Source organism: Aminipila sp., from assembly GCF_032051575.1.
Lineage (GTDB): Bacteria > Bacillota > Clostridia > Peptostreptococcales > Anaerovoracaceae > Aminipila.
The window spans coordinates 307,351-326,193 of the sequence record NZ_DAMBYD010000002.1; the positions used below are offsets into that span (position 1 = coordinate 307,351).

The 18,843-nt window shown below is 35.0% G+C and carries 20 protein-coding genes; 12 read left to right on the forward strand and 8 right to left on the reverse strand.

Annotated elements, in window-relative coordinates; genetic code table 11:
- Positions 1-130: 130 nt before the first annotated feature.
- The gene (locus RTW14_RS03695) at positions 131-1,525 is read left to right on the forward strand and encodes a PhoH family protein (protein WP_312648341.1); all 1,395 of its coding nucleotides are present in this window, start codon (positions 131-133) and stop codon (positions 1,523-1,525) included.
- A gap of 547 nt (positions 1,526-2,072) precedes the next feature.
- Here the strand turns inward: RTW14_RS03695 and RTW14_RS03700 are convergent.
- On the reverse strand, positions 2,073-2,507 hold the full coding sequence (locus RTW14_RS03700; RefSeq protein WP_312648342.1) for a hypothetical protein: 435 nt from the start codon (positions 2,505-2,507) through the stop codon (positions 2,073-2,075).
- A 162-nt stretch (positions 2,508-2,669) separates the two neighbouring features.
- On the opposite strand from RTW14_RS03700, the gene RTW14_RS03705 reads away from it, so the two are divergent.
- Entirely contained in the window at positions 2,670-3,575 is a 906-nt protein-coding gene (locus RTW14_RS03705; protein ID WP_312648343.1) for a magnesium transporter CorA family protein, read from the forward strand.
- A 46-nt stretch (positions 3,576-3,621) separates the two neighbouring features.
- On the opposite strand, the gene nadC is transcribed toward RTW14_RS03705, so the two are convergent.
- Genes nadC through nadA form a run of 3 tightly spaced genes read right to left on the reverse strand, consistent with a single transcriptional unit; the run spans position 3,622 to position 6,725 of the window.
- A complete protein-coding gene (gene nadC / locus RTW14_RS03710) occupies positions 3,622-4,473 on the reverse strand; it encodes a carboxylating nicotinate-nucleotide diphosphorylase (protein ID WP_312648344.1) in 852 nt (283 codons plus the stop codon).
- Entirely contained in the window at positions 4,439-5,812 is a 1,374-nt protein-coding gene (locus RTW14_RS03715) for an L-aspartate oxidase (RefSeq protein WP_312648345.1), read from the reverse strand. Before RTW14_RS03715 ends, nadC begins: the two co-directional genes overlap by 35 nt.
- A 4-nt stretch (positions 5,813-5,816) precedes the next feature.
- Positions 5,817-6,725 (reverse strand): quinolinate synthase NadA, encoded by a 909-nt coding sequence (gene nadA, locus RTW14_RS03720; protein WP_312648346.1) that lies wholly within the window; start codon positions 6,723-6,725, stop codon positions 5,817-5,819.
- Between the two features lie 353 nt (positions 6,726-7,078).
- On the opposite strand from nadA, the gene RTW14_RS03725 reads away from it, so the two are divergent.
- A complete protein-coding gene (locus tag RTW14_RS03725) occupies positions 7,079-7,930 on the forward strand; it encodes a Rossmann-like and DUF2520 domain-containing protein (RefSeq protein WP_312648347.1) in 852 nt (283 codons plus the stop codon).
- Positions 7,927-8,754 carry a 3-methyl-2-oxobutanoate hydroxymethyltransferase gene (gene panB, locus RTW14_RS03730; protein WP_312648348.1) on the forward strand — a complete coding sequence of 276 codons (828 nt, stop codon included), beginning with the start codon at positions 7,927-7,929 and terminating at the stop codon, positions 8,752-8,754. The genes RTW14_RS03725 and panB overlap by 4 nt, the downstream gene beginning before the upstream one ends.
- Positions 8,755-8,957: 203 nt before the next feature.
- On the opposite strand, the gene pgeF is transcribed toward panB, so the two are convergent.
- The 3 genes from pgeF to RTW14_RS18640 form a co-directional block, all read right to left on the reverse strand.
- Complete coding sequence (gene pgeF / locus RTW14_RS03735) at positions 8,958-9,812, reverse strand: peptidoglycan editing factor PgeF (protein ID WP_312648349.1); 855 nt, start codon at positions 9,810-9,812, stop codon at positions 8,958-8,960.
- An 87-nt stretch (positions 9,813-9,899) separates the two neighbouring features.
- Positions 9,900-10,154 carry a TipAS antibiotic-recognition domain-containing protein gene (locus tag RTW14_RS18635; protein ID WP_331654387.1) on the reverse strand — a complete coding sequence of 85 codons (255 nt, stop codon included), beginning with the start codon at positions 10,152-10,154 and terminating at the stop codon, positions 9,900-9,902.
- Between the two features lie 15 nt (positions 10,155-10,169).
- Positions 10,170-10,628: a MerR family transcriptional regulator gene (locus RTW14_RS18640; protein WP_331654388.1), complete on the reverse strand. Its 459-nt coding sequence runs from the start codon at positions 10,626-10,628 to the stop codon at positions 10,170-10,172.
- Between the two features lie 200 nt (positions 10,629-10,828).
- Between RTW14_RS18640 and RTW14_RS18645 the strand changes: the two genes are divergently transcribed.
- A complete protein-coding gene (locus tag RTW14_RS18645) occupies positions 10,829-11,743 on the forward strand; it encodes a GNAT family N-acetyltransferase (protein ID WP_331654389.1) in 915 nt (304 codons plus the stop codon).
- A gap of 27 nt (positions 11,744-11,770) precedes the next feature.
- Positions 11,771-13,021 (forward strand): hypothetical protein, encoded by a 1,251-nt coding sequence (locus tag RTW14_RS03750; protein ID WP_312648350.1) that lies wholly within the window; start codon positions 11,771-11,773, stop codon positions 13,019-13,021.
- Between the two features lie 104 nt (positions 13,022-13,125).
- Here the strand turns inward: RTW14_RS03750 and RTW14_RS03755 are convergent, their stop codons facing one another.
- Entirely contained in the window at positions 13,126-13,650 is a 525-nt protein-coding gene (locus RTW14_RS03755; RefSeq protein ID WP_312648351.1) for a DUF6512 family protein, read from the reverse strand.
- Positions 13,651-13,688: 38 nt separating this feature from the next.
- Here RTW14_RS03755 and RTW14_RS03760 point away from each other — a divergent pair, with 38 nt between their 5' ends.
- From RTW14_RS03760 to hcp, 6 genes are all read left to right on the forward strand, one after another.
- Positions 13,689-14,585 (forward strand): helix-turn-helix transcriptional regulator, encoded by an 897-nt coding sequence (locus RTW14_RS03760; protein ID WP_312648352.1) that lies wholly within the window; start codon positions 13,689-13,691, stop codon positions 14,583-14,585.
- Between the two features lie 106 nt (positions 14,586-14,691).
- Positions 14,692-15,132 carry a GyrI-like domain-containing protein gene (locus RTW14_RS03765; protein ID WP_312648353.1) on the forward strand — a complete coding sequence of 147 codons (441 nt, stop codon included), beginning with the start codon at positions 14,692-14,694 and terminating at the stop codon, positions 15,130-15,132.
- A 36-nt stretch (positions 15,133-15,168) separates the two neighbouring features.
- Positions 15,169-15,633 (forward strand): VOC family protein, encoded by a 465-nt coding sequence (locus tag RTW14_RS03770; protein WP_312648354.1) that lies wholly within the window; start codon positions 15,169-15,171, stop codon positions 15,631-15,633.
- 231 nt (positions 15,634-15,864) lie between these two features.
- Positions 15,865-16,191, forward strand: a complete 327-nt coding sequence (locus RTW14_RS03775; protein ID WP_312648355.1) for a PadR family transcriptional regulator — start codon at positions 15,865-15,867, stop codon at positions 16,189-16,191.
- Complete coding sequence (locus tag RTW14_RS03780) at positions 16,191-16,862, forward strand: hypothetical protein (protein WP_312648356.1); 672 nt, start codon at positions 16,191-16,193, stop codon at positions 16,860-16,862. The genes RTW14_RS03775 and RTW14_RS03780 overlap by 1 nt, the downstream gene beginning before the upstream one ends.
- A gap of 122 nt (positions 16,863-16,984) precedes the next feature.
- The gene (gene hcp, locus RTW14_RS03785) at positions 16,985-18,580 is read left to right on the forward strand and encodes a hydroxylamine reductase (protein ID WP_312648357.1); all 1,596 of its coding nucleotides are present in this window, start codon (positions 16,985-16,987) and stop codon (positions 18,578-18,580) included.
- Positions 18,581-18,843: the final 263 nt, after the last annotated feature.

An 18,843-nucleotide genomic window follows, 5' to 3' on the forward strand; every position in this document is an offset into this window, starting at 1 on the left:
ATTTAATTAACTTACATTTAACGTACCCTTAATGAGTTATTTCATTAAGGGTATTATAATTTAGTCATAAAAATACAGGAGGTTTAGTTATTCATGCTGCTTTTATTTATTTAATGGGAGGGACTTTGATTTGATTAAGAATTATATATTAGATACAAATGTATTAATCCATTTTCCTGGCTGCATTTATACCTTTGAAGATAACAACATCATTATTCCAATAATATGTTTGGAAGAGTTAGATAATTTGAAGAAAAAAGAGGGCATATTAGGGTATCAGGCTAGAGAAGCAATCAGGGAGCTAAATCGCGTAAGGGAATACGGTAATATTCACAATGGGGTAAAATTGCCAAATGGAGGTACCCTAAGAGTGGAATTAAATCACATGAATCCAGTTGATATTCCTGATGGAGTAGATTTAAACAAAAATGATAATAAGATATTAACTGTGGCAATCAATATTAAGAATGAGTCAAAAGAGATCAGCACTATACTTGTAACAAAAGACCTTTGCGTTGCAATTAAAGCGGAATCCATGAATCTTGACGTTCAGGATTATCAAAGCGATAAAATTGATGTAGATAAAATATATAAAGGCTATAAAGAGGTATCCTTATCTTCAGCACAAATGGATAAAATCTACCAGGGAGGGTTAAAACTAACAAAAAGAATAGGAATTGAGGCTTACCCAAATGAATTTCTCTGTATTAAAAGCAGTGATAAAGGCTCCCATGAGACACTGGCTAAATTTGATGGCAATAAAATAGTACCCTTAGAATATGCCAATGATAAAGCATGGGGGTTGGCACCAAGAAACAGAGAACAGAAAATGGCTTTTGAGCTTCTTATGGATGAGAAGATTCATTTAGTCACATTAAGCGGCGGAGCAGGTACTGGGAAATCCATTCTCTCAGTAGCGACAGCTCTGCAAAAAGTAATTGAAAATAATGTTTACGATAAAATTATTTTCGTAAAGCCTGTCGTATCAGCGGGGGATGCTATTGGCTATTTGCCTGGAACAGAAGATGAAAAATTAAAACCTTTTATGGATTCCTTTGGAGATGCCATTGAGAGTCTAATGACAGAGAAAAACAAAAAGCAATCTATTGAGAAAAATGACAAACTTGGGAAAAATGCCAGAAAACGTGGTGAATGCAATGAAAAACCAGTATTCTCAGTAGAGAATTTTTTGCATCAATATAAAGAAGCAGGTATAATTGAAATGAAGACCTTTGCATTTATGAGAGGAAGAACATTGTCCAATTCTATGGTTATTATTGACGAAGCACAGGAAATGACCCCACATTTAGCAAAACTTATGCTTACAAGAGCTGGGATAAATGCTAAGTTTGTAATGATAGAAGATCCGTCAGACAATCAGATTGACAACACCCTTGTTGACTCCAAGTCAAATGGACTCGTGTATGTGGTAGAAAAAATGAAGCCGTATGAAATCACCGGACACATTGCATTGGAAGAAGTTGAGCGAAGCCCACTGGCAAAAATAGCAGAAGAGTGTTTGTAACTAGTATACGGTTAGCCCGATTATTTTATTTTAAAAATAATCAGATGTAAGTATAAAGTTCTATAGGTTTCGACAAATGATTATGATAATATATAAATACATTAGGGAAAAATGGGTGATATTTGAAGGAAAATATAAAGTGGAAAAAACGCAAGAAACATATAAATATTATATAGTGACAACAATAGGCGGTTCACCTAGTACTAAATATACAATGACAGAGCTGTTTCAAAATAAAACTTAAAAAATGCCATATAATCATTCTTTAAAGTTCCGGCTAGTGCATAAATGGAAGTCAAATGGTAATTATCTATACTAGTTTTAAGATTTATATAACAAATTCAATAAAATGTAAAAATTCTGCACGTGACTATGACTTAAACTAGCAAACTATGGCATGTTCTTATTATCTTACAAAAACACGCCCAAACAACAAAAGCTCTAGATATATCAAAGTCCGCGAATAATAATGAACAGGAGCGGGTGCATATCAGGCTAAAAATTAGTCTTTTTGCAACAGCCCCTTTTCTATGAAAAATAGAAAATATTATAGGAAAGACCTAATATCCATTGCAAGCTTTTCTTCCAGATAAATAAGCCTTCTTACCAGATTTTTTGCATTTTCTTGTGCGGCATTATATTCATTTAAATATTTATTGAGAGACTTTACCCCCATATTACAGCCATCGGTCATTAAATCTGCAATAGCTTTGTCGCTTTCATCAATGGACAGTTTAACATTAGTTTTTACCCAGGACATGCCTTTGGCTACAGGACTAGGTTCCTTGTCAGTATCTCCATACTGGGTAAGCAGGATGTGGCTTTCACTTTCTAGTTGCTGATGCTCTGTTTTACATGTAGATAAAAGCTGTTTTAGTTTAGAATCCTGCACTTTATCTAAAACTTCATCAATAGAACCAACTCCCATTTTTATACCAGCATTACATTCTTTTAATAATTCAATCGTATCTTTATAAATCATAATATGATTCCTCCTCATATGTTATTATGTTAAAATCCAGAGTATTCATACTAGAAGGACAAACATATAAAGAACTATTCTTTTCATACAAATTTGGGTTATAATAAACTTATAAATGAAAAACAGATAAGAAAAATATATCAATGAGGCAAAGGAAAAGGTATGTATTATAAAATTGAGAATGACATAATGGAAGAAACGGTTATAGACGACTGGGAGAAAAACCAAGAAGCAGTTGCTTTATTTACCAGTGCTGAATGGGAGCAGGCAGTGCATATACGGGCAAGCTATTTGCTGGAACAGAATCAGAATAATATTCGATTTTGCAAACTAGAGAGTTATGCAGATTTTTTATTTGGGACTTTGAATATACCTCGTAAGCGGGAACATAATGAAAATACAGGCTTTGCTTTTTACATCTTAGAGAATAAGCTTATTTTTATTGATGATACAGATTTAGTAAAAAAAAGCATTGAAAAAATAATGTATAATAAGCTTCGAAAAGGCTACACCGTGGAACGATTTTTATATGATTTTCTAGTGTCTTTAATTGAGGATGATGTATTATATTTAGCTGAAATTGAAAAAGACATAACCAAAATGGAGGAACTCATTTTAGCAAGAGAAGTAGAAGATTTTAATTATAAAATGCTTGGGCTGAAAAAGGAGATTTCCCGTTTGTATCGTTACTATAGCCAGCTGACTGATTTAGGGGAAGGTTTGTTTGACAATGAAATGGACTTTTTTGGAAAAGATGACATTGCAACTTTTCGAATATTTACAGATCGTGTAGCCAGATTGCAGAGTGAAACCCAGGTACTTAGGGAGTATGCTATGCAGGTTCAAGAGGTTTACCAGTCAGAAATTGGTATCAGGCAGAATGATGTAATGAAGGTATTGACCATGGTAACTACCATCTTTCTTCCATTAACTTTAATTGCTGGATGGTATGGTATGAACTTTACCCACATGCCAGAGTTGAACTGGGTGTATGGGTATCCTATGGTCATCACACTGAGTATAGTAATAGTATTTATTTGTTTGTGGATTTTTAAGAAAAAAATGTGAGAGGGAACAGCTTCACTCTCACTTTTTTTATACAGCCTTTCTGAAGTTATTTTACACGCAGATTTTTAAGGGATATATCCAATATTGGGGAAGAATGTGTCAGGGCACCACTGGAAATGTAGTCTACACCTATATCAACAAGTGCGGCCACATTTTCTCGGGTTATATTTCCAGAACATTCTGTTTTCGCACGACCATGGATAATTTCAATTGCTTTTTTCATCATTTCAGGAGTCATATTATCCAGCATAATAATGTCAGCTCCAGCATTGACCGCTTCTCTTACCATATCCAGATTTTCAACTTCAACTTCAATTTTACGTACAAAAGGGGCATATTCCTTTGCCATTAAAATAGCTTTTTCTACGCCGCCAGCTGCGTTTATGTGGTTGTCTTTAAGAAGAACACCATCGGAAAGATTATAGCGGTGATTAAAGCCCCCGCCGACTTTCACCGCATATTTTTCAAATATTCGATTGTTAGGTGTAGTTTTTCGAGTATCTAATAATTTAGTGTTTGAACCTGCAAGCAAATCTGCAATAGAACGGGTATAAGTAGCAATTCCACTCATTCTTTGCAAATAGTTAAGTGCAGTTCTTTCACCTGAAAGCAAAGCACGAATATCTCCACAAACAACAGCCATAATTTCACCATTCTTTACTGTATTTCCGTCTTTACAGTACATTTTAACTTCTACATTTTCATCTAGTAGTTCAAAGACTCTTTTAAAAATTTCCAGACCAGCAATTACACCATTTTGCTTGCAGATCAGATCAACTTCACCATGGCAGTATTCGGGCATTACTGCATTAGTGGTGATGTCCTCACTTGTAATATCCTCTGCAAGGGCCTGTAAGATTAACTTATCTGCATTTAGTTTCATAGAGATATTGTTCATGGCTCTTCCTCATCCTTTCGATTTCATTTAATATATTGTGTTTATATTGATTTAAAAGTCTCTGATCGTTCATATAGAAATTTACATCCAGATTTTCAATTAAACGTGCTGTTAAGGATTCTGATGCAGGGGTGATTAAAGGAGATATGGGTGAGTGTTGTAATATTTTCTTACTTATATGCTTTGCAGCACGTTTTGCGAAAACTAAGCTTTCCAGTAATGAATTGCTGGCAAGTCTGTTAGAACCATGAACTCCGTTACAGCTGGTTTCTCCCACAGCATACAAGCGGTGCATTGATGTTTTGCTATATTTATCTACATGGATTCCACCCATAAAATAATGCTGGGCAGGGACTACGGGGATACATTCCTTTGTGATATCATAGCCCTCATTTAAGCAGTATTCATATATATTAGGGAAATGCTTCATAATAATGTCTTGTGCAATTGGCAGCATGGAAAGCCATACGTGTGGTGTATGATCAATTTCCATCTGCTTGTAAATTTCTTTTGTAACCACGTCTCTAGGCAGAAGCTCATCAACAAAACGTTCCATTTTAGCATTCAGAAGCATGGCTCCTTCACCACGAACGGATTCGGAGATTAAAAAGCTTCTCCCTGATTTGCTGGTGTATAGAGTAGTAGGGTGTATTTGTATATAATCAATGTTTTGAAGGCCTATATGGTGCTTTAAAGCAATGCCAAGGGCATCTCCAGTTAAATGATTAAAATTAGTAGAATGCTTAAATAGGCCGCCAATTCCACCACTGGCCCAAACCGTATATTTTGCCTCAATTGTAATTAACTCACCGTTCTTGGTTTTGCATATTATTCCATGACACTGATTCTTGTCTTCTAATATATCAAGCATGGTGACATACTCCAAAATCTCTACGTTATCAAGTGCCTTAACCTGTCTCAATAATTTTGAGGTTATTTCTTTACCAGTAATATCTTGATGAAAAAGAATTCTTGGAATAGAATGGGCACCTTCCTTTGTAAAAATAAAGTTTTGACCGTCTCTTTCAAATTCAACATCATAGTTTACTAAATCCCGAATTATTTCTTGAGATGAGCGAATCATTATATTTACTGATTCTTTATTATTTTCGTAATGTCCCGCATGGAGGGTATCATTAAAGAAACTCTGATAATCAGCTTCATTCCTCATCATGCAAATTCCACCTTGCGCAAGATATGAATCACTATTTTCCAAGGCATCTTTAGTTATTATTAGTATATTTTTATCTTTTGGAAGATTTAACGCGCAGAATAACCCGGACACACCACTTCCCACTATTACTATGTCTGTTTTAATATTTGTATTTAATTTAGTCATAGCACTATTCCCCTAATTCCAGCATTCTTTTAAGAGGAAAGCTGGCTTTGTTTTTTATATCTTCTTTGAGAACTACTATATTTGTATTGTTTTTCAATACATCATAAACATTTTCTAAGGATATTTTTTTCATATCGGAACAGCATTGCCTTGAATTTGCAGTATAAAAGTGCTTATGAGGATTTTTCTGTTTTAACTGATACAAAACACCAATTTCTGTGCAGATTATAAATTCATTGCATGAACTTTCTGTAGCATATTGAATGATTCCTGAGGTACTCCCTACATAATCACCAAGCTTTACAACATCAGGTGTACATTCAGGATGAACTAAAATCTTAGCATTTGGATTTAATTCTTTTGCATTTAGGACGTCTTCTTTACTTATGTCTGCATGTACGTGGCAGAAGCCATCGTTAAATATAAAGTTCTTGCCTGGAAGTTGAGAGGCAACAAACCGGCCTAAGTTTTCATCTGGAATAAAATAAATGTTCTTATTTGGCAGCGCTTTTACTATTTTTAAAGCATTTGCAGAGGTCACACATACATCACTGTGGGCTTTTAGTTCTGCTGTTGAATTGATATAGCATACCACAGCCACATCAGGGTGTTCATTTTTTACCGCATCTATTTTATCAATTCCTGCCATGTCTGCCATAGGGCAATGCGCAGCAGCATCAGGAATCAGAACCGTTTTCTGGGGATTAAGAAGTTTTGCACTTTCGCCCATAAATGTAACTCCACAGAGGACTATGGTTTCCTGAGGTACTTCTGTGGCAATTTTGCTTAAATAGTAAGAATCTCCTATATAATCGGCAATTTCCTGTATCTCATCATTTACATAATAATGTGCCAGAATTACAGCATTTTTTTCTTCTTTCAATTTTTGGATTTTTTTAACAAGCAAACTCATTATTTATCCTCCTATGATTAATTGAATGTATTTTTAAAGTGTTATACAAGATGAAATTATAACATATGAATATACATATGACAAGACATATGAATATATAAAAAGTATGCATATATGGTAAATACTAGCTATTGAAAAATAGCAAAAGAAAAATGAAATTATATTTACAAATACTTTCAAATTAGATATGATAACAAATGGATGGTATTCAGAAGAAACTATACCTATAAGAATAATATAAACAAATCATATTTTTCATGTTGGGTAATCACACACTATGATTTTAGTAAACTCATAGATGGGCTGATATCAGGAAATCAGACTCAGTGTCTCCGAATTAAGGAGGTGATTATTTGAAAATAGGATTTATTGGGGCAGGAAAGGTAGGCGTTTCATTAGGAAAGCATATTCTGGAATGTTCACAAGACACAACAACAAAGGTCATAGGATATTATGACCAATCTTCTTTAGCGGCTGTGGAAGCTGCTAATTTTACAAGTACGAAACAATATAGCAACATGGAACAATTAGTTCAAGATAGTGAGATGATTTTTGTTACGGTAAGTGATGATGCAATCTCCTCCGTCTGGGAAAAACTAAAAGGGTTATCCATTGAAGAAAAATTTGTTTGCCATTGTAGTGGCTCATTAACATCGGCCATATTCTTAGGTATTAATCAGTATAATGCATACGGTTATTCTATCCATCCACTCTTTGCGGTCAGTGATAAACTGACTTCTTACCAAAAACTCAAACAAGCTATTTTTACAATTGAAGGAGAGCAGTCTGGCTTACAGATAATGACTGAGTTTATTCAAAAACTTGGGAATACTGTTGTTCAAATCAAGGCAGAAGACAAAGTTATTTATCATGCAGCAGCTGTATTCGGAAGCAACCTTATGGTAGGTCTTGCAGATATCAGCATACAGATGATGATGGACTGTGGATTCTCTAAGCAGGAAGCCATGAGGGCATTAGAACCACTTATGACTGGAAACTTAAATCAGGTTCTTAAAGCAGGCAGTGAAGCTGCTTTAACAGGTCCAGTGGAAAGAAATGATGTGCAGACTGTAAGAAGGCATAAAGACGCATTAAATGAACAGCAGAAAGAGATTTACAAAGCTCTTTCCATTCATCTTGTGTCCATAGCAAAGAAAAAAAATAAAGAGAAAGATTATAGTGAGCTGGAGGAAATATTAAAATGAAAAATACCGTATCAACATTACAGGAACAGAAAAACAATAATGAAAAAATAACGATGCTGACTGCATATGATTATTCTACAGCGAAATTGATGGATCAGGCAGGAATTAACTGCATTCTAGTGGGAGATTCATTAGGAATGGTTATGTTGGGCTATCAGGATACTTTATCGGTAACCATGGAGGATATGATTCATCATACCAAGGCGGTAACAAGAGGATGTACAGAAACATTTGTGGTTGCAGACATGCCTTTTATGTCTTATCAGGCTTCAGTATACGATGCTGTTGTAAATGCAGGCAGACTGATAAAGGAAGGCGGAGCACAGGCTATAAAACTGGAGGGTGGTTTAGAGGTATGTCCTCAAATAGAGGCCATAGTAAAAGCGTCGATTCCGGTAATGGCTCATTTAGGGCTGACCCCACAATCGGTAAATGCATTTGGAGGATTTAAAGTGCAGGGCAAGGATGAAGAAGCCGCAAAACGTCTTTTGAAGGAAGCCTTAGCAGTACAAGAAGCAGGCGCTTTTGCAGTAGTGCTGGAATGTGTTCCTGCAAAACTTGCAGAATTGATTTCTTCTAGATTAGGAATTCCTACGATTGGAATTGGAGCAGGAAAAGGCTGTGATGGGCAAGTTCTTGTTTATCAGGATATGCTTGCCATGTACGGAGGATTCAGGCCTAAGTTTGTTAAACAGTATGCCAATGTTGGCGAACAGATGAAAAAGGCCTTCGCAGACTATATCTGTGAGACAAAGAACGGAAGTTTCCCATCAGAGGAGCATACCTTTAAAATTTCAGACGATGTTTTAGAAAAGCTGTATTAGTTAAATTAGCCCAATTGGGAAATCAGTTTTTGCTTGAGAAAACAGCATGCGGTAACATGCAGTCACATGGGCTGGTCCTATCAATAGCGTAATTTTGTAATCACATAAGCTGCTGCTCTCAAAAATGAATAAATACAATTTTTACGGTAGCTTTTTTTGCAAAAGCTACCGTATTTTCTTCAATTTATTTTAGTAAAAGTTTATTATTTTAATCTTATAAATGCTGCAAAGTTACCCCGCTTTTCTCCCATTACTCTATGGGAATAAAGTAGTTCGGGGTTACAGCAGGTGCAGATATCAGGTATAGATATATATTCTGGTGAAATTCCAGCTTCTAAAAAATTCTGTCTGCAGGCTTCCCAAAGATTTAATTGATATTTCCCCGGAATGGTTGGATAAAAAAGGGACTGCCACAATTCAGGGGTATAGGATTTCTTAAACATATCAATTACTTCTTGACTGACTTCGTAGCAATCCTGGCAGATGGAGGGTCCAATTGCAACAATTATGTTTTTAGCATTGCAACCGTAAACCTCAACCATTTTGTCTACTACTTTAGTTCCCATTTTATTTACAGTTCCTCTCCATCCGGAATGTGCAGCACCTATTACTTTTTTTACAGGGTCCAGAAGAAGCAGAGGAACGCAGTCAGCATAAAAAGTAGTAAGAACAATGTGAGGAATGTTGGTAATGAGCCCGTCAATGTCATTATAGTCTTTAAGCTGATCAAACCCTTTTCCCCGATCATCCCAATCAACCACTTTAATGTTAGTTGTATGTGTCTGACTTGAGGCGACAATATAATGAGGGTCAAACCCCATAGCATTACCTAGTCTCTTATAATTTTCAACTACACTATGGGGAGCATCACCTCTAGTTAAACTGACATTCATAGAGGAAAAATCCCCAGTGCTTACCCCGCCTAATCTGGTAGAAAATCCGTGAATAACTGAATCCTGAGATTCAAAAGAAGGAACAGTCAGATAAGGCACATCCCCACTATGAAAGGTTAATGGAGCTACAGAAATTTTACGGTTTATTTTATTCTCATTAAACATAGTTACAAATTCCTTTACTTAAAAGTATATACTTTATTATATTAATAGAATCAATTGCTAGTCAACTAAGTTTAAATTTCCCGGATACTATCGCCCACAGTAGTAGGCAATAGCTTTACTTGTAAATTCGGCTGTCCCTTTGCCGCCAGCACTGTCGATAGATTCCATAAAACGTTCATCGCTAGAGTACATTTGCCCTAAACCTGCTAATATTTCTTTAGTACAAGTATAATAATTTTTAGTAATCGTATCCTGTAATAATTTGACTTGATTCTGTACAGCTTCTGATTCAGGAGATTCCTGAAGAAGCTTTCCGAACTCAATAAAGTTTTGCATTAACATAAGGCTGGTATCACTCTATTCTTTGCTGGAATAGTTTTTTGTTTTTACTTCATATTCTTTATAAGCGTCAGTGTGCCCCCAGCTGGCTTTCGCTTCTTTAGCATATTGTTCTAACTTTTCTGTATTAAAGGCTTTAAAATTCATTGGATTTACTCCCTTATTTGTTATTTCAAGAGCAAGGTTAATTAGGTTATCCAGATGTTCTTGTTTTAATCTAAGCAAATCAATCTGCTGGCTTAATGCTTTATTTCTGTCAAAGTCCGGACTGTCTAATATCTGTTTTATTTCTTTTAATGAAAACTCCAGTTCACGGAACAACAAAATTTGCTGTAAGCGTTCTAATGCTGTATCGTCATACAGTCTGTAACCTGAATCGGTTGTTTCGCTTGGATTCAATAAACCAATGGTATCATAATAATGAAGAGTGCGTACGCTCACTCCCGCTAATTTACTTACTTCGTTAACAGTCATCATAGTCATTACCTCCTCTTGATGTAGTATATCATAAGCTATGACGTAACGTTAGAGTCAATAGCTAAATTGTATTTAAAAGTAAAATGTAATAGTGAATTCTTGATTGCACTAGTAAGCTGGTGTTTGTCAAAATGACTTTTTCGTTAGGCTATGTTATAATAAATGGAAAAATATAGTTATAAATAGAAAACGAGGGGAAAATGGTTATAGAGACAGAGAGATTAGAAATTGTTCCTTTAAATCCAAATCAGCTTAGATTATGGGTAGAGGAAATTTCAATGTTAGAAAAGGAATTAAATTGCAAGTATAAGGCGGAGCCTATGGAGGGATTCTTCCATGATATAGTTAGGGGACAGTTAGACATAACGGAGCAAGACAGAGATAATTATTTATTTCATAGTTTTTGGTTTTTAATTAGAAAAGAGGATAGAGTTGTAGTTGGTTCTGCTGATTTCAAAGATATTCCCAATGAAAAAGGAGAAGTGGAAATCGGCTATGGTCTTGGAAAAGCGTTTGAGCATAATGGATATATGACGGAAGCAGTTCAAGCCATGTGTGGGTGGGCAATGGAACAACCCGGAGTTACTCATATTATTGCAGAGACTGACCTTGACGGGTATGCGTCACACCGTATTTTAGAACGGTGTGGATTTGTGAAAACTGAACAAGGGGAGACACTGTGGTGGAGAAATAAAGGTGTCATATCAGATAATACAAAACTGGAATTAAAGAGGAAAAGAAAAGAAAAACTCAGGAGTAACAAAATTTTAAAGGCTATTAGTTTAATTGTAGCTTTGATTCTACCCATATCAACACTATTATATATTCCTCTTATTATGGAAAATTATGATTTTTTGAATCCATACAACTATTTATGGGCAGGATTTTATGGCTCAATTTTAGTTTTTATATTTTATAAAAGTAAGTTGCTTAAAGGCACAATAATCAGTTTAAACATTTTACTGTTGCTTTGTTTATTGTTCTTTTCATTGATGGGAGGCATACAAGGATTAACCACTTCAATTATCAGAATGGTTCTGCCACTTATCCCATATAAGGTTGCGATGGGCTTTTCGATTCAGATCTTTCCACTTTCAAAATTCCCACCAGTATAAAATATAATTTTTGGAGGAGGCCATTAAATGAGTATTTATATATCATACGAAGCAGTAACAAATAATAAAGAGATATTTGGACAAGTATTACATCAGATTTGTAACAAAATTGAGGCAGAGTGGATTGAAGACGAAGATTATTATGGTATTCATGTTTGTCCGCTTGGTGATATCTTTTTTGAGTTTGGAAAAGAAGACGGGGATAATCAGCGTTGGCATGTAAGCGGTGAATGTCAGACAAATCTCATAGGTCCCGGATTTCATAAATGTATAGTTGATATTCTTGATGAATTACAAGAAAAAGTCGGAATAGTCTTTCAGGTATCTGACGAAACAAATTATTATGAAGACAGAGATTTTCAAAGGCTGAAATCTGAAAATTTTTATGGTTGGCTTAAATCCCTTATCACAGTATTAGATGATAAATATAAAAGTGGTGAATATGTGGCTTTATGTGTGTGCTGGGATATTGATAACTATCAGCCGGAAGAAATAGCAGGTACGATTGTTACGCCATTTGGACGATATGACATAACAAGTTTAAATATACAAGTAAAGAGCAAAGGCATTGAAGAATTTGCAAGGGAATTTTTTATATGGAATGATATTTGCAAAGACGCAAAGTTTTACAGAAACTGTGGATTAAAACTTATGTGGGAAGACTGTTATTTCATGTCGGGAGCTCGAAGTGATGAAGATAACAGGATTAATACTAAGATTATTTCATATTTGGAAAGAGCCGCTGTATTGGATAAAACATTACCTTTTCCTAAAGAAGATTATGTATTTTTGTGTAATTTAAATGATAAAAAGCCTATGGATATCACACAATACCCTAACTATAATAGTGAATATCCTATAGGTTTCCGTAAGGATTGGATAAGGATAACAATGGGAAAACTCAGTATATCAATGCCGGGAAATTTTCTTTATGAATATGGTGATGATGGAGATAACCTTTGGTATGATAATAATGAAAAAAATTGGAAAAATATCAGAATTACCGGGCTTAGCAGAAAATCAGGCAATGCAGAATTTAGAGATCAAGAATGGGAAACGCTGCAGGGAAAATTTGTAGAATTGACTTGTGGAGATGGAACTCTAAGATATCATTTTCAAGGAGAAACGGAAGAAAACGGATATGCATACTATTTTGCATCAGGTGAAGCAATTTGTGACAATAGTTTATATTTAATTTCAGTTTGTTATGAAAATGAAAAAGACAGCATATGGGCAAAGGAATTTTTTGAAAGATTAAGATGCAGAAGTAATCAATAGTCCCCAAAAAGCTGCCGAAATTATTTTCATAATAAATTCGGCAGCTAAAAGACTAATAATGAAAAATCAGTTAATAAATTATCATATATAATTGAATATATTTACTATATCCCATAGGTCAGGCTAATGGGGTCTTGAAAAAGCGGCAGTTGAGGTGGATTGAACGTAAAGACAAAAAAGCAAATCAAAAGCAATAAAAGGCCAATCAACCCCGCTAAGAATGCAATACTGGAAGTGAAATAATCTGTTTGCAGCATGATATAGCTAAATAAATAGGATACAATGACACCAAGAATAAAAGTGCCAATATCGGCCCAAAGGTAATTCTGTCCTACAATGCCTGTATAGGTATAAAATGTTGCTACAATAGTAAACATTCCAAGAAGAATAGACAAAAACTTTACGGGAATGAAGTTGGGCAGTTCGCTGCCATACGCAAAGTATTCAAGAACAGCAAATAAAAACATAGGTGTAAATAATAATTTTAAATGTTCCCAAGTACTTTCATTTACAGCACTAAAAATAGCAACAAGCGGATTGCCACTTGACCAGGTGTAAGTGAAATGTAAAAGAGTTCCAAGAATTAACGTAAATATCATTCCAGCTATAGTCCAACATTTGGTATCCAAAAAAACACCCCCTTTAGATAATTATATGAGGTAACAGTATGCAAATTAACCGTTTATTTCAAATTATATATATTTTACTTGACAAAAAAAGTATTACCGCGTCGGAACTGTCAGAAAAGTTAGAAGTTTCAACCAGAACCATTTACCGTGATGTTGAAACCCTTTCTATGGCAGGAATGCCTATTTATATGAGTAAGGGTAAAGGAGGGGGGATATCTTTACTGCCAGATTTTATCCTGAATAAAACGGTTTTAACTGAAAAAGAAAAGGCTGACGTTCTTGCATCACTAAATGCTGTTAATTCAGTTAAGCCTGATGAAAAGGATACCGCCCTTCAGAAATTAAGCAGTTTATTTGGAAAGAACAATGCAGACTGGGTAGAAGTGGATTTTAGTTCATGGTCACATGGTGATGAAGAGCGGGAAATATTTGAATGTTTGAAAAGTGCAATATTGAGTAGAAAAATGATACAGTTTTCCTATTCCAGCGGGAAAGGGGAAAGTTCCCAGCGCAAAGTATGTCCGTTGAAGCTGGGGTTTAAAGCACAGAGCTGGTACTTGTATGGATATTGCAATGAAAGACAGGACTATCGGTTCTTTAAATTAAGAAGAATAAAGAATCTACAAGGCTTGCAGGAAGGATTTAACCTTATTACACCGCCCAAAATATTTTCACAAAGTAATGTATTTAATGAAGAATTTGTTAATCTTAGATTAAAGCTTTCACCTAAAATGGCTTACAGAGTTTATGATGAATTTTCTCAATTCGAGCAGTTAGAGGATGGTAGTTTTATTGCAGAAATAACTTTTCCAAAAGGAGAATGGGTTTTTGGATATGTGGCTTCTTTTGGAGAAGAATGTGTAGTACTGGAACCTGAATCCATAAGAGAAGAAATAAAAAATAAATTGAAAAATATATTAAATAACTATATATAATATGACGCATAGTTGTCATATTAAGCAGGATATAATCATTCTATAAAGTATTTAAACCAAGTGCATAAATAAAATTTGCACGGTTAATAAATGGAGGGTTATTAAAATGAATTATGAAGTAGTAACATTAGAAGAGAAAACTATAGTTGGTGTAAGTGCCGTTACATCAAACAACGATCCAGAGATGAGTAAAATTATCGGAGGGCTTTGGGAAAAGCTATATTATGGCGGCATAAATGAGACCATAAAGAATAAGGTTAATGAATATTCCATAGGTTTATACTCTGATTATGAAGGGGAAAACTATTGTGTAACAGCGGGGAATGAGGTTTCAAAAGCTGAAAATGAAGGACTTTCTGTTAAGGTAATCCCTGCAGGAAAATATGCAAAATTTTCTGTTCACGGGAACATGGAAACTGCTGTTGCAGAGGCTTGGGGAGAAATCTGGCAAATAGATTTAGACAGAAGTTTTACAGGTGATTTCGAGGAATATTTAAATGCTGATTTTGAGCACGGTGATATAGATATTTATATTGCACTAAAATAGAAAGTATTTTAAAGGATAAGGACGAGGGGGATTTGAATGAAATATGTGGCTACATTGATTGCGGTAAAAAATATAGAACAATCAAAGAAATTCTATTATGATTTACTGGATCAGGAGGTTATTGCAGATTTGGGTGCTAATGTGACTTTGTCAGGAGGCTTTGCCTTACAGACAGCAGAAAGCTGGCAGGAGTTTATTCACAAGAATGAACACGAAGTTTTATATGGAAACAATGACGCGGAACTATATTTTGAAGAAGATGATATAGACAGCTTTATGGCTAAGTTAAAAAGCTTTGATGTGAAATATGTGCATGCACTTAAAGAACATGCATGGGGTCAGCGTGTGGTGCGCTTCTATGACTTAGACAAGCATATTATTGAAGTTGGAGAAAATATGGCCGTCGTTGCCAAAAGATTTGTGGACAGCGGTCTGACCGTTGAACAAACAGCTGAACGCATGGGAGTTCCCATAGATTATATAAAAATGTTATTGGCATAAAAAATAGTGGTAATTATAGCAATATATGAAATTGGGTAAAATAAATCAATATAGCTGCAAGCTATAGGAAGGGCTACTAACTGTAAATATTCGGTTAGTAGTTTTTTTATGGGTGTAATAGCTTTTCCATTTGGTTAGGGAATTTGTATTATTAGAACTTGACAATTCAACTACCTTGCAATACAATGTACCTAGCTACTATGTAATGCAATATAGATGAGGGGGAGAAAAATGATACCATCACAAATGTTAAAGGGTGTGCTAGAGGGATGTGTTTTGAAGGCTGTTTCTGAGCAGGAAACCTATGGTTATCAGATAGTACAGGAACTAAAAGATTATGGTTTTGCTGAAATTGTTGAAGGAACAATATACCCATTGCTTTTAAGGCTGGATAATAAGGGGCTGCTTCAATCCAGACTTGTGGAATCTGATATAGGACCCAAGCGAAAATATTACAGTATAACGCCGCTTGGAAGGGAAACATTAAATGAGTTTCAAGATCATTGGGAGGAACTTGAGGTAGTAGTAAATGCTTTGTTTAAGGGGGAAAAGAAATAATGAATGTAGAAGAACTAAGAAAAAATAATAACAGATTAGAAGAAGAAAATCTGAACAAAAGCGAGAAGGAGGATATGACAAAAATTGTGGTATATCTAAGAGGCTCTCATTTAAGCGATATGGACCAGGAACTGGTGAGGCAGGATATATTAGATATGGTATTGTCAGCAAAAGAAAGAGGCGAAGACATGAGTCGTGCTATAGGCACAGATTATAAACAGTTTTGTGATGACATAATAGCTGAAATAAAGCCTAGAAGTAAAATAGAAGCCGTAAAAGATATACTTTCCATGGTTTCTATGTCTGCAGCAATGCTCATATTGATAAAAATGGTTTTCTTTACAGCAGAAGTTGTTAGGACGGTAATATTAAAGCAGTCAATTGATTTGAACGTTCCCATTCGATATTTGGATATATTTTTAATGATGTTTATTGTAGCTGCATCTTGGGCAATGGTAGAAGTTATTTTAAAAGATGCATTTGATGAGAATGATAGAAGAACGAAAATAATTGTTGCTGTTATTTTTGTTACACTTATAGTAGGCTTCGGATTGCTATATGGATTACGTATTGGAACGGGCACTGTATTTGAAGTGAACCTAATAGCAGGATATTTAGGTGCTGCTTTTTTATACGTTATTAGTAGAATTAATGATAAAACAAAAAAATAAAAATTTGCAGTTGGTTGTAAAAACAACAGAACTGTTTAGACATTTTCTCTATAATGCGTTTATAAGTTAAAACAAAAATATAGTTATATAAATATTTTTAAATGTAAAAGGAGAGCGATGTTATGGAAAGTAAAATGTTTTGTTATCAGTGTGAACAGACAGCGGGATGTACAGGGTGTACTGGAAGTGCAGGAGTTTGTGGTAAAAGTGCCAACACTGCCAATTTACAGGATGATTTAACGGGTGCATTAATTGGGTTAGCGAGAGCCTGCGAAGGTAATACAACGCCTACAGAAAATACAACAAAGCTTATTGTAGAAGGCTTGTTTACTACAATAACAAATGTAAATTTTAATGATGAAACGATAAAAGAGTTGATTAGAAAAATTGAACAGGAAAAAGAACTTTTAGTACCAAACTGCTCTGGATGCGGATCAGCCTGTGGACGCAATGATAATTATGATATGAGCAACCTTTGGGATGATAATGAAGACATCCGATCATTAAAATCATTAATTCTATTTGGAATTCGTGGGGTTGCAGCTTATGCTTACCATGCAATGGTACTTGGATATAAAGATGAAAAGGTAGATGAATTCTTCTATAAGGCACTATTTGTCCTTGGCGAAGATTGGAATATGGAACAGCTGCTTCCTGTTGTACTAGAAGTGGGAGAAGTAAACTTGAAGTGCATGGAGTTACTGGATCGTGCAAATACAGAGACTTTTGGAACTCCAGTGCCTACAGTAGTTCCTATGAAAGTAGAAAAGGGACCGTTTATTGTTATAACAGGACATGATTTATATGATCTAAAGTTACTGTTAGAACAGACTAAGGGCAAGGGCATTAACGTCTATACGCATGGCGAAATGCTTCCTGCACATGCATATCCGATGCTAAAGGAATATCCTCAGTTAAAAGGAAACTTTGGAACTGCTTGGCAGAATCAGCAGAAGGAATTTAATAATCTTCCTGCACCAATTTTATTCACAACAAACTGCCTGATGCCTGTAAAGAGCAGCTATGCAGACAGAGTGTTTACAACAGAAGTGGTTTCCTACCCAGAATTGGTTCATGTAGGAGAGGATAAAGATTTCACTCCAGTTATAGAAAAGGCATTAGCGCTTGGTGGCTATAGTGAAGATACAGAATTCACTGGAATTAATGGCGGAAAAGAAGTTACTACCGGATTTGGCCACGGAACTGTGCTTTCAGTAGCAGATAAAGTAATCGATGCAGTTAAGGCTGGCGCCATTAAGCATTTCTTCCTTGTAGGTGGATGTGATGGAGCAAAAACTGGAAGAAACTATTATACAGACTTTGTAAAGCAGACCCCTGCTGATACAATAATCCTTACACTTGCTTGCGGAAAATACCGTTTCAACGACTTAAACATTGGAGAAATTGGCGGATTACCTAGAATCATGGATATGGGACAGTGTAATGATGCTTATAGTGCTATTAAAGTTGCGGTTGCTTTGTCAGAAGCATTTGGATGCAGTGTAAATGAGCTTCCATTATCAATGGTACTTTCATGGTATGAACAGAAGGCAGTATGTATTTTGTTGACATTGTTATATCTTGGCATAAAGGATATTTACCTTGGACCAACATTACCAGCTTTCATTTCACCAAACGTATTAAACTTCTTAGTAGAAAATTTCAATATCTCTCCAATCAGTACACCAGAAGAAGATTTAAAGAAGATTCTTGGTTAATGAATAAATAAATAATTTAACAATGAGTAAAAGGGTATTCCTGACTTTGATTTTAATTGAAGTTAGGGGTACCTTTTTTCACTATTAAAAGCTGCATAACTCACAGCCAAAAATCTGGAATTGTATTTTGTCTTAAAATTGAGAAATGAGGTGGTTTTTTATAAATTTTGTATAAATAGCACATTTCATACACTCCAGACAACATTTCATACACAAAGTGTTGAAAAAATTGCCAAAAGTAGTATAAATATGTAGGCAGCAAT

Bases quoted from the DNA above. Each gene is read 5' to 3' on its own strand.
- RTW14_RS03700 (WP_312648342.1), bottom strand. From the start codon at position 2,507: ATGATTTATAAAGATACGATTGAATTATTAAAAGAATGTAATGCTGGT.
- RTW14_RS03705 (WP_312648343.1), top strand. From the start codon at position 2,670: ATGTATTATAAAATTGAGAATGACATAATGGAAGAAACGGTTATAGAC.
- nadC (WP_312648344.1), bottom strand. From the start codon at position 4,473: ATGAACAATATCTCTATGAAACTAAATGCAGATAAGTTAATCTTACAG.
- RTW14_RS03715 (WP_312648345.1), bottom strand. From the start codon at position 5,812: ATGACTAAATTAAATACAAATATTAAAACAGACATAGTAATAGTGGGA.
- nadA (WP_312648346.1), bottom strand. From the start codon at position 6,725: ATGAGTTTGCTTGTTAAAAAAATCCAAAAATTGAAAGAAGAAAAAAAT.
- panB (WP_312648348.1), top strand. From the start codon at position 7,927: ATGAAAAATACCGTATCAACATTACAGGAACAGAAAAACAATAATGAA.
- pgeF (WP_312648349.1), bottom strand. From the start codon at position 9,812: ATGTTTAATGAGAATAAAATAAACCGTAAAATTTCTGTAGCTCCATTA.
- RTW14_RS18635 (WP_331654387.1), bottom strand. From the start codon at position 10,154: ATGTTAATGCAAAACTTTATTGAGTTCGGAAAGCTTCTTCAGGAATCT.
- RTW14_RS18640 (WP_331654388.1), bottom strand. From the start codon at position 10,628: ATGATGACTGTTAACGAAGTAAGTAAATTAGCGGGAGTGAGCGTACGC.
- RTW14_RS18645 (WP_331654389.1), top strand. From the start codon at position 10,829: ATGGTTATAGAGACAGAGAGATTAGAAATTGTTCCTTTAAATCCAAAT.
- RTW14_RS03750 (WP_312648350.1), top strand. From the start codon at position 11,771: ATGAGTATTTATATATCATACGAAGCAGTAACAAATAATAAAGAGATA.
- RTW14_RS03760 (WP_312648352.1), top strand. From the start codon at position 13,689: ATGCAAATTAACCGTTTATTTCAAATTATATATATTTTACTTGACAAA.
- RTW14_RS03765 (WP_312648353.1), top strand. From the start codon at position 14,692: ATGAATTATGAAGTAGTAACATTAGAAGAGAAAACTATAGTTGGTGTA.
- RTW14_RS03770 (WP_312648354.1), top strand. From the start codon at position 15,169: ATGAAATATGTGGCTACATTGATTGCGGTAAAAAATATAGAACAATCA.
- RTW14_RS03775 (WP_312648355.1), top strand. From the start codon at position 15,865: ATGATACCATCACAAATGTTAAAGGGTGTGCTAGAGGGATGTGTTTTG.
- RTW14_RS03780 (WP_312648356.1), top strand. From the start codon at position 16,191: ATGAATGTAGAAGAACTAAGAAAAAATAATAACAGATTAGAAGAAGAA.
- hcp (WP_312648357.1), top strand. From the start codon at position 16,985: ATGGAAAGTAAAATGTTTTGTTATCAGTGTGAACAGACAGCGGGATGT.